This window comes from Tissierella praeacuta DSM 18095 (assembly GCF_900128955.1).
Classification (GTDB): Bacteria; Bacillota; Clostridia; order Tissierellales; family Tissierellaceae; genus Tissierella; species Tissierella praeacuta.
The window spans coordinates 104,413-120,829 of the sequence record NZ_FQTY01000003.1 but is presented as its reverse complement, the minus strand read 5'-3'; the positions used below and the strand labels follow the sequence as shown (position 1 = coordinate 120,829).

General features: G+C 29.5%; 16 protein-coding genes. 5 read left to right on the top strand and 11 right to left on the bottom strand.

Going from position 1 to position 16,417, the window contains the following annotated elements:
- Nucleotides 1-11: 11 nt before the first annotated feature.
- From BUB33_RS05250 to BUB33_RS05225, 6 genes are all read right to left on the bottom strand, one after another.
- Nucleotides 12-1,085: a CapA family protein gene (locus BUB33_RS05250; RefSeq protein ID WP_072973983.1), complete on the bottom strand. Its 1,074-nt coding sequence runs from the start codon at nt 1,083-1,085 to the stop codon at nt 12-14.
- Between the two features lie 182 nt (nt 1,086-1,267).
- Nucleotides 1,268-1,708: a large conductance mechanosensitive channel protein MscL gene (gene mscL / locus BUB33_RS05245; RefSeq protein ID WP_072973981.1), complete on the bottom strand. Its 441-nt coding sequence runs from the start codon at nt 1,706-1,708 to the stop codon at nt 1,268-1,270.
- A gap of 86 nt (nt 1,709-1,794) precedes the next feature.
- Entirely contained in the window at nt 1,795-3,072 is a 1,278-nt protein-coding gene (locus BUB33_RS05240) for an L-cysteine desulfidase family protein (RefSeq protein WP_072973979.1), read from the bottom strand.
- Between the two features lie 250 nt (nt 3,073-3,322).
- Nucleotides 3,323-5,089 (bottom strand): sigma 54-interacting transcriptional regulator, encoded by a 1,767-nt coding sequence (locus BUB33_RS05235; RefSeq protein ID WP_072973977.1) that lies wholly within the window; start codon nt 5,087-5,089, stop codon nt 3,323-3,325.
- Nucleotides 5,090-5,207: 118 nt separating this feature from the next.
- On the bottom strand, nt 5,208-5,921 hold the full coding sequence (locus tag BUB33_RS05230) for a hypothetical protein (protein WP_143154885.1): 714 nt from the start codon (nt 5,919-5,921) through the stop codon (nt 5,208-5,210).
- A 45-nt stretch (nt 5,922-5,966) separates the two neighbouring features.
- Nucleotides 5,967-6,905 carry a linear amide C-N hydrolase gene (locus tag BUB33_RS05225; RefSeq protein ID WP_072973972.1) on the bottom strand — a complete coding sequence of 313 codons (939 nt, stop codon included), beginning with the start codon at nt 6,903-6,905 and terminating at the stop codon, nt 5,967-5,969.
- A gap of 216 nt (nt 6,906-7,121) precedes the next feature.
- Here BUB33_RS05225 and BUB33_RS05220 point away from each other — a divergent pair, with 216 nt between their 5' ends.
- Nucleotides 7,122-7,619 carry a SixA phosphatase family protein gene (locus tag BUB33_RS05220; protein ID WP_072973959.1) on the top strand — a complete coding sequence of 166 codons (498 nt, stop codon included), beginning with the start codon at nt 7,122-7,124 and terminating at the stop codon, nt 7,617-7,619.
- Nucleotides 7,620-7,736: 117 nt separating this feature from the next.
- Entirely contained in the window at nt 7,737-8,165 is a 429-nt protein-coding gene (locus BUB33_RS05215) for a deoxycytidylate deaminase (protein ID WP_072973957.1), read from the top strand.
- A gap of 38 nt (nt 8,166-8,203) precedes the next feature.
- On the opposite strand, the gene BUB33_RS05210 is transcribed toward BUB33_RS05215, so the two are convergent.
- Nucleotides 8,204-8,812 carry a ribonuclease H1 domain-containing protein gene (locus BUB33_RS05210; protein ID WP_072973933.1) on the bottom strand — a complete coding sequence of 203 codons (609 nt, stop codon included), beginning with the start codon at nt 8,810-8,812 and terminating at the stop codon, nt 8,204-8,206.
- 142 nt (nt 8,813-8,954) lie between these two features.
- Between BUB33_RS05210 and rocF the strand changes: the two genes are divergently transcribed.
- Nucleotides 8,955-9,860: an arginase gene (gene rocF, locus BUB33_RS05205; protein ID WP_072973931.1), complete on the top strand. Its 906-nt coding sequence runs from the start codon at nt 8,955-8,957 to the stop codon at nt 9,858-9,860.
- Nucleotides 9,861-9,915: 55 nt separating this feature from the next.
- On the opposite strand, the gene BUB33_RS05200 is transcribed toward rocF, so the two are convergent.
- On the bottom strand, nt 9,916-10,488 hold the full coding sequence (locus tag BUB33_RS05200; protein WP_072973929.1) for a TlpA family protein disulfide reductase: 573 nt from the start codon (nt 10,486-10,488) through the stop codon (nt 9,916-9,918).
- A gap of 11 nt (nt 10,489-10,499) precedes the next feature.
- Nucleotides 10,500-11,195, bottom strand: a complete 696-nt coding sequence (locus tag BUB33_RS05195; RefSeq protein WP_072973927.1) for a cytochrome c biogenesis CcdA family protein — start codon at nt 11,193-11,195, stop codon at nt 10,500-10,502.
- A gap of 167 nt (nt 11,196-11,362) precedes the next feature.
- Here BUB33_RS05195 and BUB33_RS05190 point away from each other — a divergent pair, with 167 nt between their 5' ends.
- Both BUB33_RS05190 and BUB33_RS05185 read left to right on the top strand, forming a co-directional pair.
- Nucleotides 11,363-12,484 carry a M20/M25/M40 family metallo-hydrolase gene (locus tag BUB33_RS05190; protein WP_072973925.1) on the top strand — a complete coding sequence of 374 codons (1,122 nt, stop codon included), beginning with the start codon at nt 11,363-11,365 and terminating at the stop codon, nt 12,482-12,484.
- An 11-nt stretch (nt 12,485-12,495) separates the two neighbouring features.
- Nucleotides 12,496-13,518, top strand: coding sequence for an alpha-hydroxy-acid oxidizing protein (locus tag BUB33_RS05185; RefSeq protein ID WP_072973923.1), 1,023 nt, complete (start codon nt 12,496-12,498; stop codon nt 13,516-13,518).
- Nucleotides 13,519-13,647: 129 nt separating this feature from the next.
- On the opposite strand, the gene BUB33_RS05180 is transcribed toward BUB33_RS05185, so the two are convergent.
- Both BUB33_RS05180 and BUB33_RS05175 read right to left on the bottom strand, forming a co-directional pair.
- Nucleotides 13,648-14,061, bottom strand: a complete 414-nt coding sequence (locus BUB33_RS05180; protein ID WP_072973921.1) for a hypothetical protein — start codon at nt 14,059-14,061, stop codon at nt 13,648-13,650.
- Nucleotides 14,062-14,166: 105 nt separating this feature from the next.
- Nucleotides 14,167-16,299, bottom strand: a complete 2,133-nt coding sequence (locus BUB33_RS05175) for an adenosylcobalamin-dependent ribonucleoside-diphosphate reductase (protein ID WP_072973919.1) — start codon at nt 16,297-16,299, stop codon at nt 14,167-14,169.
- Nucleotides 16,300-16,417 lie beyond the last annotated feature (118 nt).

The window sequence follows — 16,417 nt, the reverse complement described above, 5'->3', positions numbered from 1 at the left end:
CCTCTTTAATACTATCTAATTTTTATTATTCCAGTATCCTCTATACTAGTTTTAAAATTTTTAGAAATTGTATTCATATATTTTATCTTTTCTTTTACTTCACTACCCTCAATAGGTATAGGTCTGCCACCTACTATTTTACAAGGTATTATTTGTATACTTTCTATATCCTTATCTATTAATTGAACTTGCCCAATTATAGTATTGGAAGTCAATCCATTTTTGGTACCAAAAACAAAATTACCTAAACTATAAAATATAGGTCTCCCTTTGTAGACTTCAATCCCTTGTAATACATGGGGATGATGTCCCATTATAATATCTGCTCCTGCATCTACTAATCTTCTAGCTAACTCTATTTCTTGTTTCCTCGGAGAAGTACTAAGTTCCACTCCCCAATGTATGGATAATACTAAGATATCTGCTTCTTTTTTCATTTCCTCTATTCTATTTACTACTTCTTTTATATGTACATCATAAGCACCTACAATTCCTGCTCTTTTATCAGTGGCATACCATTTTACATCTGGTACTACTCTAGAAAAAGATAATATGCCAACTTTAATTCCATTCTTTTCAACTATGATACCTTCTATTGCTTCCTTTTTATTCTTTCCACCACCAACTCTTTTTATTTCATATTTATCTAAATGATTTAAGGTATCTAAAAATCCATCACGACCATAGTCTAAGGAATGATTATTAGCCAAAGAAACTATATCTATTCCAGCTTCTTTCATGGCTCTTAAATTTTCTGGATCTGATTTAAAATTAAATTGCTTATCAGCCCATTTTGTATTTCTAGTAGTTACACTGGTTTCAAGATTTCCTATAGTAATATCATCTTTTTGAAAATAATCTTTTACCATTTCCCAAGGATATTCTAGTCCATTTTTATTTATCTGTACTTTTACACTACCATCCATCATTATATCTCCTACTAAAGATATAGTGGTTCTTTCCTCATTTAATATTTCATTTTCTTCCATTAACATCATTTCTGATTTTGGTGTTTCTTCGGTTTTAATAGAAAATACATTACCGATAATAGTTAATGCAAGAAATAAATATAATCCCTTCTTCATTAAACCCCTCCGTCTATTTAATTGGTAATTGATAATTGACAGTTGAAAATCTTTAAAATTAAATCCTCTCTTTAGCAACAAATAATACTGAAGTCCATAATATTTTACTCAAAATAAGCAAATATATGTATAAGAGAAAATCTAATTTTCTCTTTTCATTGTCAATTATCAATTACCATTTATTAATTATTAATTGATGAAGTGCAATTTGGGCATCTTGTTGCATCTAAATGAATTTCTGTATAGCAGTATGGACAAGTCTTTGTAGCAGGTGCTGCTTCAACTTTTTCTTCTTTTTTCTTAAATCTATTTAATTGTCTAATAACTATAAATATAGAAAAAGAAATAATTAAAAACTCTATAATGGTATTAATAAATATTCCATAGTTTACTGTTGGAACTGTTGCTTTTTGAGCAGCTTCTAAAGATGGATAGTGGTTACCATCTAAGCTAATAAATAAATTTGTAAAGTCTACCTTTCCTACTAATAGTCCAATTACTGGCATTATCATATCATTGACTAAGGAGGTAACTATCTTACCAAAAGCTCCACCTATGATTACACCTACTGCTAAATCTATTACATTTCCCTTTGCTGCAAATTCTTTAAATTCTTTAAACATATTTTCCCCTCCTTTAATTTTATTTGAAATATACCCTAAATATTATAATAGAAACTCCGATTTTGCAAATCGGAGTTTCTATATTATTAGACTAATTTTATTATTACACCATCAGTTTGGGAAAGTCCCTCTGTACATAAGGTACCTACTTTTTCTATAGTTTCTTCAATATCTTTACCAATAATTCCAATACCTGGTTTTACTATTACATTTTCTAAGGCTAAATATGCAGATAATACTGCTTCTCCAGCTGAGGTTGATAATTTAAAAGAACAAGTTTCCTTAGCTCCATCACATATCATACCAGTTAAATTAGATAGGATATTTTTTGCAGCTCCACTAATTTGTTCATCATTTCCTCCCATCATCCAAGTAATCCCAACAGCAGCACCAACTCCTGCAGCTATTGCACATCCACACATTGCTGATAGTTTACCAGTATAAATCTTTATATATTTATTTACTACATGGGCAAAAAATACTGCCCTCAATAATTTTTCTTCTTCAATATTATTTTCTTCTGCTACTGCAACTATAGGTAATATTACTCCTAATCCTTGATTACCACTTCCTGCACTTGTCATTATTGGGCAGTTTCCACCTCCCATTCTAATATCAGCAGATGCTGCTGTAAGAATTCTAGCCTTTGTAAATACATCTGTTTGAAGTTTATTATCTTCTTGGAACTTATTCAAGGTATATCCTAACTTTAATCCTTTATTGAAATTTAATCCTTTATATGCAGCTTCTTTATTCATATTTATTCCATCTTTAATAAATGAAATATCTTCTAGAGAAAGAGCCTCTACAATTTTTCTTATATCTTCAAATGTCATCTCTTTTAAAAGATTAAATGAAATATTTTCATCCTTCTCTAGAACATCTTTATATACTATTTCTCCATTTACCTTAACCATTTCTATATGATTATGGCTATCCTTCAATATGACTTCTATATTTTGTTCCTTAGATGTTAAATGAACTTCCACATATACAGCTGGACTATTTTCTAAATATCCCACTGTAATTTTTCCTTCTTCTATTAATTTATGAGCCAAATTAATATGCTCTTTATTAACATCCTTAAGTACCATTAGTCCATCATCAGGATTTCCTGCAATGATTCCTAATGCTGCCGCTAAATCAAGTCCCCATTCTTCTGTATTTGGTATAATAACAGATTTACCATTCTTAAATATACTCTTACTTACTAATACTGCTATTTTGTCTATATTAGTATCTATATACTTCTTACCAGTAGCTGCTGCATAGGCTACTGCCACTGGCTCTGTACATCCTATAGCTGGCACAGTCTCCTTCTTCACTATATTCAATAAATACTGTTTCTTTTCTTCATTTATCATGAAATTTACACCCCTCTTTTGTAAAATATATATAATAATTGTCATAAACTATATAATGCAATTTCTATGCCAATATTGTTTAATAAAGAAAAAACTCCTATAGGTAGCTATAGGAGTAAATCCAAGATTTCTTTTTATATTTTCTATTTATATTTTTTTGCATCCTTGCAAATTAATCTAATTACATAAATTACCATGAGCAAATATTCCTTACTTTAGGTTTATTTGCATTTATGCAAATAATTTCTCATTACTGCAAATTATATTTCGTTAATTTTCTATATAGGGTAGAGAGATTTATATCTAATATTTCAGCTATTAACTCTTTATCCTTAGTAGAAGAACCATATTCTTTAAGATATCTCTCCAATATATCTTTTTCATACTTATCAACCATATCTTTTAAAGTCTTTTCATGACTACATCCTATACATTTTTCATTACATAAATAGTCCTTTACATTCATAGGTAAGGCATCATATGAAATTTCTTCTTCCTTAGCCATATTAACCAGATATTCTACAGTGTTTTCTAGCTCTCTAATATTACCAGGCCAATGATATTTATGGAATGCTTCTTTTATCTCCTTAGAATAGAACTTTTTTTCTTTTTCTAATTTTAAGCAATTTTTATTGAGTAAATTTTCGCTTAATAACTCTATATCTTCCTGTCTTTCTCTTAGGGGGGGAATAATTATAGGTATTACATTTAATCTATAATATAAATCCTCTCTAAATTCTCCATTATAAACCATTTCTTCTAAATTTCTATTTGTAGCAGCTATTAGTCTAAAACTGATATTGATTAATTCCTTACCTCCAACTCTCATAAATGATTGTTCTTGCAATACTCTGAGAAGCTTAGGCTGAAGATGAATTGGCAAATCTCCTATTTCATCTAAAAATAAGGTACCACCATTTGCTAATTCAAATTTCCCCATCTTTCCTTCTTTTTTTGCCCCCGTAAAGGCTCCCTCTTCATATCCAAACAACTCAGATTCTAAGAGATTATCTGGAATAGATGCACAGTTTATAGCTATAAAGGGAGCTTTATTTCTATCACTTTCATAATGAATTGCTCTGGCAAAAAGCTCTTTACCAGTACCACTTTCTCCCCTTAATAATACTGTGGATTCACTAGGTGCAATATTTTTCGCTATTGATTTAACTTCTAACATTTTAGGACTATTGCCTAATATATCTTTAAAGGTTACCTTTCTTTCCCCTTCCATTAATTTATAAGCGTTTCTTACCATATCGAAGGTTCTTTGAATTTCCAAAATGTTGCTAACTGTCTTTCCCTCTACTATAACTGGAATATTTCTTATAATAAAACTATTCTTCTTATTACCTATTTTTATCTTTTTCTCTATAGAAAAACTTTCTTCTCCCTTTTCCTTTAAATATGGAAATATTTTATCTATATTAGTATCTATTAATTTATATTTATCTTTTACAAGATAATTTTCTATATTAGAATTAACAAATTTTATATTACCATTTTCATCAGTACATATAATTCCTTTATCTAAGCTATCTATTATCATTCTAGTTTCTTCATGTTGGATAGTAATACTGTTTATAGTTTCATAATAATTGATATTTCCCACTATTAAATCAGATAATCTACTTAAAAAAATCAAAAGATCCTCTTTTTGTTCTTGAATTTTCTTTTTTTGATCATTTTTAAAGGCTATAAGCCCTATTACTCCTACTAACTTATCATTATTTAATATTGGATATCCTAAAGTTGCCATTTCAGAGCAACTTCCTTTTAAACTACAACTGAAACATTGTTTACTTATATTTGGTTTATTTATTACTTGAGGTTTCTTGGTTTCAGCAACCACCTCAAAGGAACAACTGTTTGGAATTCTACTTCCTATAGAATCCCTATATTGTCCAGTAGCTGCAACTCTGTACATATTTTCATCTATTATTGTTACATCTACATTTAATACTGCTTCAATTGCTTCTGCTACTTCTTGAACAGAATCTTGTATCCTAAACAAACTCATTTTAACCACTCCTACTGATGCTTTATTCTTTCTCAAAGGCTAGTCCAACTCATTTAGATACTTCTATCATACCATTTTTAGTGTAAAATTTAACTATTTTTCTTCTGATTAAATAAGACTAATCATTTTTTATATCACAGTTTATAATCCTACCATTTTTATATGTCATTATTATGGAAGTTCCCGATAAATTATACGCTTCTATCCTTATATCTTCTCCTCTTAATTTCATACTTGATTTGTTAGTATAAATATATAAGCCATCTATCTCTAATTCTTCTTCAAGATATGTTTTTGCTACGATTTCTTGCTTAAGCATAATTCTATCTTCAGAGTCAAAAAACTTATAATAAGAATTCATTAATATTGCCACAATTACAAAGCCTATAATAAGTGAAATGATTTCTTTTGTTGTTACTTTTCGTTTATATGAATAGCTTAATATTAAATTTATTACTGATAATAATAGAAAAAGATATTGTGGGTTAATAAGCATATTTTGAATGGTCTTAATTAATAAATATCCTGTAATAGGTAGCCCTATTATATATGATGTATATTTAAACCATTCTAAATTACTTCTATAATTAACTATACCTATTAAAATAATAGTACTACTACATAAAAATACATAAAGGAGCCCAATGGTTGAATCCGTTATAAAATAAGATATTGAAAATAATAAAAAAGTAATTAATATTCCTATAAATAACCTAATCTTATTCCAGCTTTCATTCCTTTTCATATATAAAATTCTCTCTAATACTGCTAATCCAATTAATACTATTGATAGTATCAATACAATCATAATATCACATCCTTCCCTTGCCACTTCTCTATTCTTCTATCTATAATTGCAGACATTCTCACCATGTGATTATTTTAGCTTCTCCACTATAAAGTCTAAATCTAAGAAAAATGCCTGTCTTTTATCTTCATCCTCTATATCTTCAAATCCCAATTGATAAACCTTAGGATTTGTATTAGATTTTACAGTTAACAATTTATTTTTTGAATCATAGGAACAAATATATCTAGTGTAAGTAGTTTCATTATACTTTTTATTTCTAACAAATCCATTGGGCATTGTCATTGCACTCATTATATTATAAGAATTAGAAAGTGCTTCCCTATAACTCTTAGATTTAACATTCATTTTAGTTAAGTAAAATGCTTTAATAAATCTAGAAACAGGATCATATCCTCCTGGTAAATCTTTAGAAGAGTTAAAATCATTGAGATTATCTAAATCCAAAACTTTTTTTAGTCTTCTAACATGGGATTCGAATCCTGGGGAATTAGTCATTACATCATATGGATTTTCATAACATATTAATTTCATTTTTTTAGGCTCAATAATAATACATCTTTTAGTAGAATCGGCAAACATAAAATGGAAGTCTGGTGATATTACACTTTCTCCCTTGTGATTTTTAGTAGATATATGAATATTGGGTAAATCTTCAATTAATTCCTCTACGGATTTGTAATTTGCAAGTGCATAGGTAAAATAATGCAAACTAGATATATTAACTTTTTCTGCCCTTACTTCATTAGCATAAAAATTAAATCCTGAAAAAGCATTGGTAATTCCCATTAGTCCATATTCATTTACACCGTCTTTCAATGGGTCTTTGTTCTCAAAACATATACCTAATATCTTATATTTTGAATACAAGGGATTCCCCATTAAATCATTACAAAAATTATAATTCCTTGGTAAATAAAGCACATTATAATTTAAAGGAATTTCATAGTCCATTGTTCTTCCCATAACACAACCATCTTTATAATCTATTTTTATACCTGTACACATTTTGTCCACCTCATTATTCTATAAATATCTTCATATTCTATTTTTCTAAAATCCATACTTATTTATTATTTTATATAAACTTATTTACATACTACCAAACATTCAAAAACCAATCAATACTTGTAAGATTTATAAAAACTTCTATTTACCAGTTGTATTATTATATTAAAATGGGTATTATTTAAAATAACTAATTTATAAAAAGGAGAGTTATATATGACTAAATACCTTATACTTTACAGGCATGGAATGGCAGAAGATAAATCTAGAAATACCAACGATGATCTAAGGTCACTTTCACTTAGAGGAAAAACATTATTAAAGAAAAGCATCTCTGGATTTAAAACGATGCTAGGTAACTCTAACAATATACAAATTTATTCTAGTCCAAAATTAAGAGCAAGACAAACTGCAGAAATTCTTTCAGAGGAACTATCTCTTGAAAATCCAATCTTCTTAGATTTTTTAGGAACAGGTGGTAACATCCGCCTAATTCGAGAACTTATGGAAAACACTGAACCTGGTTCTACTGTCATTATAGTAGGTCAACAACCTTTCCTTTCCATATGGAGTCAAGAGCTTTCAGGGATATTTCTTCCTTTCAAAAAGGGAAGTGCCGCATGCTTTAAATTTCCTGATGAAGTTGGAGAAGTCAAAGCTCAATTAAGATGGTATCTGCAAACCCGTGATTTTGTAAAAATAGACGACAAATAAATAATAATAATGAATTCCAATGAAATATATTTCATTGGAATTCATTATTATTAAATTACTATTATGATATAATATTATATTAGAAAATCTATTATATATACGTTAGGAGGAAATTTAATGTCAAATAGAAAATCTTGGAAGGAATATTTTATGGAAATTACTGAGTTAGTAGCAACTCGTTCTACCTGTGATAGAGCATTTGTTGGCTGCCTTTTAGTTAATGATGATAATAGAATAGTTTCTAGTGGGTACAATGGATCTGTTTCAGGAAATCCTCATTGTGATGATATAGGACATACTATGAGAGATGGGCATTGTATAGCAACTATCCATGCTGAAATAAATGCATTACTATATTGTGCTAAGGAAGGTATTTCTGTAAAGGGTTGTACAGCCTATGTAACTCATTTCCCTTGTCTCAATTGTACAAAAGCATTAATACAAGCTGGAATTAAACATATTTATTATAAAAATGATTATAGAATTGATGATTATGCTGTAGAATTACTTAATAAAAATGGAATTGGATTTGAGAAAATAGAATAACTGTAGTTTTTGGTGCCTGGCACCAAAAACTACAGTTATTATGAAAGCATTGCTTCTTTAGCTAATTTATCTGCTTCTTCATTATATTTTATTCCTGAATGAGCCTTTACTTTTATAAATACTACATTTAATTGAGATTTTATAGAATCATAAAATTCTTTATAAGCCTTAGTTCCATTTTTATTGGTTTTCCAATTTCCCTTTGCCCATTGTTCTATTCCAGTATAGTCAAAGTGAAGATATAAAGTATCTTTACCCTTCTCTATGGCTAACTCCATAGCTACCATAGCCCCTTTTATTTCTCCTGATACATTTCGCATCTCAGCTAAATCTTTATTATCTTCTCTGCCGCTATAGGTTTCTTTGCCATCTTGTGTGATAAATACAACTCCATAACTATAAGACCAACTATTTATATGGAAACTTCCATCTACATAGGCTATTGCCTCTTTTTCTTTTAGTTTAGCTTCGTCAAATTGTTCAGTTTCTTCATTTCCATTATTTATAAAATTCATTGCTTCTTCATATGTAGAGAATTTTTTATATTCTGCTCCCGAATATCCTCTTACTTGTTCTTCACATTTTGCCCAAGTTTCATATATACCTTTAGTTTTTCCTTTCCTTACTGCATAATAGAATTTTGCCACTTTTTCACCTCTTTTTGAATAATATCTTATTATAACATAATATCATTGTTTCAATTATGAATAATTAATATTTTATTCTAACAAACTAATATAATCAATGATATAATAGAGTAGATAATATGTCTAAGGAGGGAATTTGCTAATGGATATTAACTTAATAGGGGTACCATTAAAATATGGTTGTGATAGAGATGGTGCTCAATTAGGACCTGCTACACTTAGGGAAAAGGGAATTATAGATATTATTAAAAAAAATGGACATAATGTTCATGATATGGGTGATATATATATTCCTTATGTCCTACCTGAGGATAAATATAAGGATCACCCAAAAATGAAATATCTAAATACTATAGCAGAAATCAATTGTAATTTAGCAAATAATGTGTACTGTTCTCTTATGGGGCAAAACTTTCCATTTGTTATAGGTGGGGATCATGCTTTAGGTGCAGGGAGCATTGCTGGTGCTAGTAAGTTTTTTGATAATTTAGCCGTAATATGGATAGATGCCCATGGAGATATAAACACCTTTGAAACTTCACCTTCTGGGAATATACATGGAATGCCCCTAGCAGCTTCCATGAATGTTGGACATCATATACTTACAAATATTTATTATGACGGAATTAAAGTAAAACCTGAAAATGTTTATATCCTTGGTGGCAGAGATATTGATCCTGGCGAATTCGCTTTAGCAGACGAGTTAAATCTCAATATGTATACTATGGATATGGTACGCGAAAAAGGACTAGATAATATATTAAAAGAAATTATTCATAAAATAAAAACTTCTAATGTAGATGGAGTTCATATAAGTTTTGATATAGACGTTCTTGATTCATCTCTTGTTCCTGGTACTGGAACTCCAGTATCCGAAGGATTTAATATAAATGAATGCAAAGAAGTCTTCACAGCACTGTTAGATGAAAAATTTGTTACTTCTATGGACTTTGTAGAATTAAATCCTAAAATTGATAATGAGGACGGAAGAACTATTAAACATTGTATTGAAATGTTAGAACATATATTTAAAATAATTAACAGTTAAAAAATATTTTAAAAGGAGATAAACTATTCTTATATAGATTATCTCCCTTTTTTTTCTATTCTTCTTCTCTTATATTATTTAATATTGACTCCATTTGCTCATAAGTCATATATCCTGGTACTCCACCTAATAAAATTCCCTCTTTATCTACAAAGTATGATGTAGGAAAACCACTTATTAAATATGTCATAGCTATTTCTCCATCTTCATCTAAAAGTACTTCAAACTCATATTTACCTTTTTCTATATAGTTTTCAACAGTTTCCTTTTTTTCCATTACATCTATAGCTAATACAACTAAATCATCATTTTCCTTATCTAGTTTTTCAAGGTCTGGCATTTCCTTCTGACACCAGGTGCACCCCGTTGACCAAAAATTTATTAGGACTATTTTCCCTCTATAATCTGATAAAGATACTTCCTCATCCTTTAGGTTTTTAAGAGTAAAATTTGGTGCTTCCTTTCCTATGGCTATATCCAAATCTAATTCTTCTTCATCAACTTCTTCTGATATACTTTCTTCTGGTATGTTTTCCTCTGTTTTCTTATTATTCTTCTCTAGTATCGGTTTATTGCAGCCTGTTGCTACAACCATTAACAATAAAATCATTAATAAAAGTTTTTTCATATTTACCTCCCTTATTGTAATAATCTACTTATATTTATTACTTTATTAAAAAATACTAGCAATCCAAAAACTACCATAATAAAACCACTAATCATAGGCATATATTTTAAAAGTTTATCTGCCTTTTCCATGAATTTTGTAAATATATTTATAAATAAAGCTGTTAATATAAATGGTATTGCCATACCTATGGAATATACCAATAATAAATAAACTCCTTTTGAAACAGTGCCTACTCCTCCCGCATAAATAAGTATAGAAGCTAATACAGGACCAAAGCAAGGTGTCCACCCTGCAGCAAATGCCATTCCCATTAAAATTGAGCTAAACCAGTTAGTAATCTTTTTAGGTGCCTTAGTTCTTCTTTCAAAATTTAAGAATTTAAATTTTAGAATACCCATCATATTTAAACCAAATAAAATTATAATCCCACCACTAAGTTTTGAAAAAATATCCTTATTTCTAATAAACAACTTTCCCAAGAAACTGGCAGATGTACCCATTATTATAAATATAATTGTAAATCCTAATACAAATCCTATTGTTCTTGATAAAGCAAATAATTTTTTTTCTTCTAGTTCATCTTCCATATTAACACCAGTAATATACATTATATAAGCTGGTATCAATGGAAATATACATGGTGAAAAAAAAGATATAAATCCAGCTAAAAACGCTGCTGGAATTGAAACATTTCCTAATCCCATAATTCCCCTCCCTAAATTAAATTTATTTTAATACTTTTACCCTATTTTTCTATAAAAAAACATTTTACCTCATACCCCTATACCCTATTATGCCTTATATTGAATTTGAAATCAATAGTTAATTATAGTATGATTTATTTATCTAATTTACTTAAGGAGGCATATTAATGAATAAGGAAGGTATTATTACTAAGTTTCTGGATTATATAAGAATCTCAAGCCCTAGTCATAGAGAAGGAAATTTTGCTGAAATATTAAAAAAGGATATGGAGAAAATTGGATTCGAGGTAATGGTTGATGATGCTGGAACAAAGGCTAATTCTGATACTGGAAATATAATAGGATACTTAAATGGAAATAAAGATATAGAACCTATTATGTTTTGTGCTCATATGGATACTGTAACTCCATGTGAAAATATTGAACCTATTATTGAAAATGGAATAATAAAATCTAAAGGAAATACTATTCTTTCTGCCGATGATAAGGCGGGAATAGTTAGTATACTAGAGGGTATCAAATATATTAAGGAAAATAATATACCTCATGGAGATATAGAAGTTGTGTTTACAATATGTGAAGAGGTTGGTCTATATGGCTCCAAATATTTGGATTACTCTAGAATAAAATCTAAAATGGCATTTGTCTTAGATGCCAGTGGAGATATTGGAGGAGTTAATATACAAGGCCCTGCCCAAGCACAAATTTATGCAAAATTTCATGGTAAAGCTGCTCATGCAGGTTTAAACCCAGAAAAAGGTATTAATTCTATACAAATTGCATCAAGAGCAATTGATAAAATGAATTTACTTAGAATAGATGAAGAAACTACAGCAAATGTAGGTGTTATCAAAGGTGGAACTGCAACAAATATTGTAGCAGAAATTACTGAAGTAGAATTTGAATGTCGTAGTTTAAATGAAAACAAATTAAATAAACAAGTGGAAAATATGGTAAATGCTATGGAAGAAGCAGCTAAAGAATTTAATGCCACAGTAGATATAGAAATTAATCATTCCTATCCGACATTTAATTTAGACAATAATGCACATATATTAAAGATAATAGAAAATTCAATGAAAAAATTAAATATTCCTTATATGCCCAAATCTACTGGCGGTGGTTCTGATACGAATATTTTCAATAGTAAGGGGCTTAAAGCAGCTACTCTTGGAATTGGTATGTTTGGTGCCCATAGTATAGATGAATATATAGCCATAGATGATATTGTTAAAATATCAGAGTTAGTTGTTGCAATAATCCAAAATATATATGAAGAAAGTAAATAGAGGTGAAATATATGGATTTAAAGGAAATTAGAAATATAGCAAGAGAAAACCTAAAAGGATATTGTAGAGTATGTCCCATATGTAATGGATTAGCTTGTGCAGGAGAAGTCCCTGGTATGGGTGGACATTTAACAGGTTCCTCTTTTAAATCTAATGTTGAAGATTTGAGTAAAGTAAAGATAAAATTAAAAACTATTCACGATGCAAAAAAACCTGATTTAAAGTTTAATTTTTTTAATACACAACTGGAAGTGCCAATAATTAGTGCTCCTATTACAGGTACATCTTTTAATATGGGTAATGCCTTAACAGAAGAAAAATATATATCTAGTGTAGTAAATGGTAGTATAGATGCTGGGACTATTGCCATGATTGGCGACTCAGCTAATCCTACTTTTTATGAAACTGGATTGGAAATTCTTAAAGAAGTAAATGGTAAAGGTGTTGGAATATTAAAGCCTAAGGAAAATAGTATTGTCATAGAATCTATAAAGAAAGCAGAAAATATAAATACTATTGCTGCAGGAATGGATATTGATGGTGCTGGATTAATCACAATGGCATTACAAGGTGCTCCCGTTAGTCCTAAAACTGTAGATGAATTAAAGGAAATCATTCATTCTACTAACCTTCCTTTTATTTTAAAGGGCATAATGACAAAAGATGAAGCAATTCTAGCAGTAGAAGCTGGAGCTAAGGCTATAGTTGTTTCAAATCATGGAGGCAGGGTACTAGACCATACTCAATCCACAGCAAAAGTACTACCTGAAATAGCAGAAGCCGTTAAAGGAAAAATAATGATTCTTGTTGATGGTGGAGTCCGTTCAGGAATAGATGTTTTTAAAATGATTGCCCTAGGAGCAGACGCTGTTTTAATTGGCAGACCTATAGTCTTTGGTGCATATGGCGGATATAGAGAAGGGGTTTCATTAATAATAGAAAACATGAAAAACCAACTAATTCAAACAATGATATTAACTGGTGCTAAGAACTTAAATTCAATAGATAATTCTATGATTTCTATTGAATGGTAATTAAGACGGGATCTTCCCGTCTTAATTACTCTTCCCGTAGATAATTCCACCCACCAGAAACCATAATTGTAGCACCTCTAAGAGATGGGTAATAGTTAATCTGATGGATATTTTTTTAACTGGTACTCTTTAAAACAACCTCTTAACATCCCTTGTGTGTAAATACTTATCAACTGCAAATATAATAGCTAATGATATAACACCTAAAAGTATATCCATAGTATTTGAACTGCTAATTAACATTTTTCTTGCAATGGCATACAATATTACTTCAAGAACATTGCCTGCTGAATGAGTTATTAGCATAAGTGCAAGCTCTAATCCAACAACAAGCAATAGTATGTGAGTTAACAATCCTTGTAATATTTCATAGGACGCACTAGCTTCCGTCATAAAAACCTTATGAATAAGAACAATTATATCCTTTCCACTTAAAATTACTGTAACAATAATAAAAGCTGCCAATAAAATCTCTATCCATAAAATAAAGTTTTTCATTGCCTTTTCTAATTTTTTTAATAGATTTCCTAATTCATCTTGCACTTAAATCACTTCCTATTCTTTTTTTTCTATTATATCCTATTATGATAAAGTTTTCACTAAAAAAATATTGCGATAGATAAATCTTTTATCTATCGCAATTCAATATTAAAATGAACATGGACTATATCCACAATCTTGACACTCAGAACATCCACCACTATGCATCATAGCTCCCCCACAAATTGGACAAATTTCCGGATTTTCCTTTACTTGTTCTGCTGCTAATTTATTTAACTCATTTTTTAATTCATCTATCCTATCTAATCTACTTTCCTTTGGCTTATCTGTAATAAGTATACCAGATCTTGCACAACCATCACGATAAATAGTAACTCCTTTTAGTCCTCTTTCCCAAGCATATAAATAAAGTTCTTCAACTTCTTCAACTGTAAATTCATTAGGTACATTAACTGTTGATGAAATACTGGCATCAATATATTGTTGCCATGCTGCCTGAACGTCAATTCTGTCTTTATAATTTAAATTTGAAGTTGTGATGAAGAAATCTGGCAAATCTTCTTCACGAGAAATATTGTTTCTATCCATATAGTCTTTAACAATAGGTGTAAATACCTTATAATAAGTGTCAGTATTATGAAGGGATTCTGATTTTCTAGTATAAGATACTTGGAATATTGGTTCAACACCATTACTACAACCTATTAAAGTTGAAATACTTCCTGTAGGTGGTATAGTTAATAATTGACTATTTCTAAGTCCATATTCTTTAATTAATGTCAATACATCATCAGTTGCGTTTGCTAAAAGAAAAGGTGAATTAAGAACTGCTTCCTTTTTATACTTAGGGAATGTACCATGTTCCTTAGCCATTAAAGCTGATTGCCTTAAAGCCTCATTAATCATAGTATGACCTATTTTGTGAATTACAGAAATAGACTCCTGACTTCCATATTTTATTCCTAGTTTAATGAACATATCTGCTAATCCCATAATTCCAAGTCCAATTTGTCTTAATTCCCTCGACATTTCTCTTTGTGCTTCTAATGGATGCAAATCCATATTTTCATCTAATACTTCATTTAAATAAATAACACCATCTCTTACCATTTGTCCAAATTTTTCATATTCAAAATATGCATATTTTGTAAATGGATTTTTTACAAATTCTGATAAATTGATAGAGGATAAATTACAACTGCCAAAGGCCGGAAGAGTTTCTTCTGCACATGGATTAACTCCAGCAAATTCAAAATCCTTGTCTTCACTCATTAAATGCCAAGAATTTATTTTATTTGTAAATAATATTCCTGGTTCAGCCATATTCCAATTATTCTTAGCTAATTTTTTAAATAACTCTCTAGCATTTACTTTCTTGCTAATTTCTTCTCCTGTTGCTTCAACTTTAAAGTATAGATTGTATTCTTCATCATTTTTTACTGCATTCATAAACTCATCATCTATATTCACAGATATATTTGCGTAGTTAACTCTAGATAAATCATTCTTCACATCAATAAAATCCTCTATATCAGGATGATTGCAGTCCATATTCAGCATTAAAGCACCACGTCTGCCTCTCATTCCAATAAGTCCTGTTACCATAGAAAATAAATCCATAAAAGAAACAGCACCTGTTGTGGTATTTGCTGCATTATTTACTCTAGAACCTTTTGGTCTTAGCTTTGAAATAGCTAAACCTACTCCACCGCCATAAGAATAAGTCCTTGCCAAATATTTTGCAGTATCAAATATAGATTCTATATTATCTTCAACCTTTGGCATTACATAACAATTTGATAGAGTAATCTTTCTTCCAAACTTGTTTAACCCTCTACCAGCTAAAATACGTCCTGCTGGCATAAATTTTTTATCTTTTATAGCCTTTTTAATAGCATTGTTACCGCCACTGACTCTAGTTATAAACCCTTCAAAAGACTCATTTTCAAATCGATATTTCTTTTCATATATATCCCTTTGAAGATCTGACATTGTCCATCCTTGTTCTCTTAACTTAGCTCTTTCTTCTCTGTATATAATATAAACTTTTGCTACATCTGGTCTTGATTTCATAAGCTCTATCTCTACAAAATCTTGAATTTTTTCTATATTTACAATCTCTAGTTTATTAAAATCTATAAAAGCTTTATTAGCAATTTCTTTAGCTAGTCCTTCATCAACACCTAATTCCGTTTCTGCCATAGCCTTTTTAATAGCATTTACAATCTTTTCCTCTTCAAATGGAACTATATTCCCATTTCGCTTTTCTACATTTAACATAATGTTCCCCCTTAATATAGTGAATAACTATTCACTTATTTCATGATTATTTATTTTTGATCATTAACTATTCTTTCATATCAACTATATATAGTATGTATATGCAAGTTTACATACT

Coding starts and splice junctions, on each gene's coding strand:
- BUB33_RS05185 (WP_072973923.1), top strand. CDS start 12,496: ATGGATTTAAAGGAAATTAGAAATATAGCAAGAGAAAACCTAAAAGGA.
- mscL (WP_072973981.1), bottom strand. CDS start 1,708: ATGTTTAAAGAATTTAAAGAATTTGCAGCAAAGGGAAATGTAATAGAT.
- BUB33_RS05200 (WP_072973929.1), bottom strand. CDS start 10,488: ATGAAAAAACTTTTATTAATGATTTTATTGTTAATGGTTGTAGCAACA.
- BUB33_RS05175 (WP_072973919.1), bottom strand. CDS start 16,299: ATGTTAAATGTAGAAAAGCGAAATGGGAATATAGTTCCATTTGAAGAG.
- BUB33_RS05250 (WP_072973983.1), bottom strand. CDS start 1,085: ATGAAGAAGGGATTATATTTATTTCTTGCATTAACTATTATCGGTAAT.
- BUB33_RS05215 (WP_072973957.1), top strand. CDS start 7,737: ATGTCAAATAGAAAATCTTGGAAGGAATATTTTATGGAAATTACTGAG.
- BUB33_RS05240 (WP_072973979.1), bottom strand. CDS start 3,072: ATGATAAATGAAGAAAAGAAACAGTATTTATTGAATATAGTGAAGAAG.
- BUB33_RS05190 (WP_072973925.1), top strand. CDS start 11,363: ATGAATAAGGAAGGTATTATTACTAAGTTTCTGGATTATATAAGAATC.
- BUB33_RS05225 (WP_072973972.1), bottom strand. CDS start 6,905: ATGTGTACAGGTATAAAAATAGATTATAAAGATGGTTGTGTTATGGGA.
- BUB33_RS05220 (WP_072973959.1), top strand. CDS start 7,122: ATGACTAAATACCTTATACTTTACAGGCATGGAATGGCAGAAGATAAA.
- BUB33_RS05195 (WP_072973927.1), bottom strand. CDS start 11,195: ATGGGATTAGGAAATGTTTCAATTCCAGCAGCGTTTTTAGCTGGATTT.
- BUB33_RS05235 (WP_072973977.1), bottom strand. CDS start 5,089: ATGAGTTTGTTTAGGATACAAGATTCTGTTCAAGAAGTAGCAGAAGCA.
- rocF (WP_072973931.1), top strand. CDS start 8,955: ATGGATATTAACTTAATAGGGGTACCATTAAAATATGGTTGTGATAGA.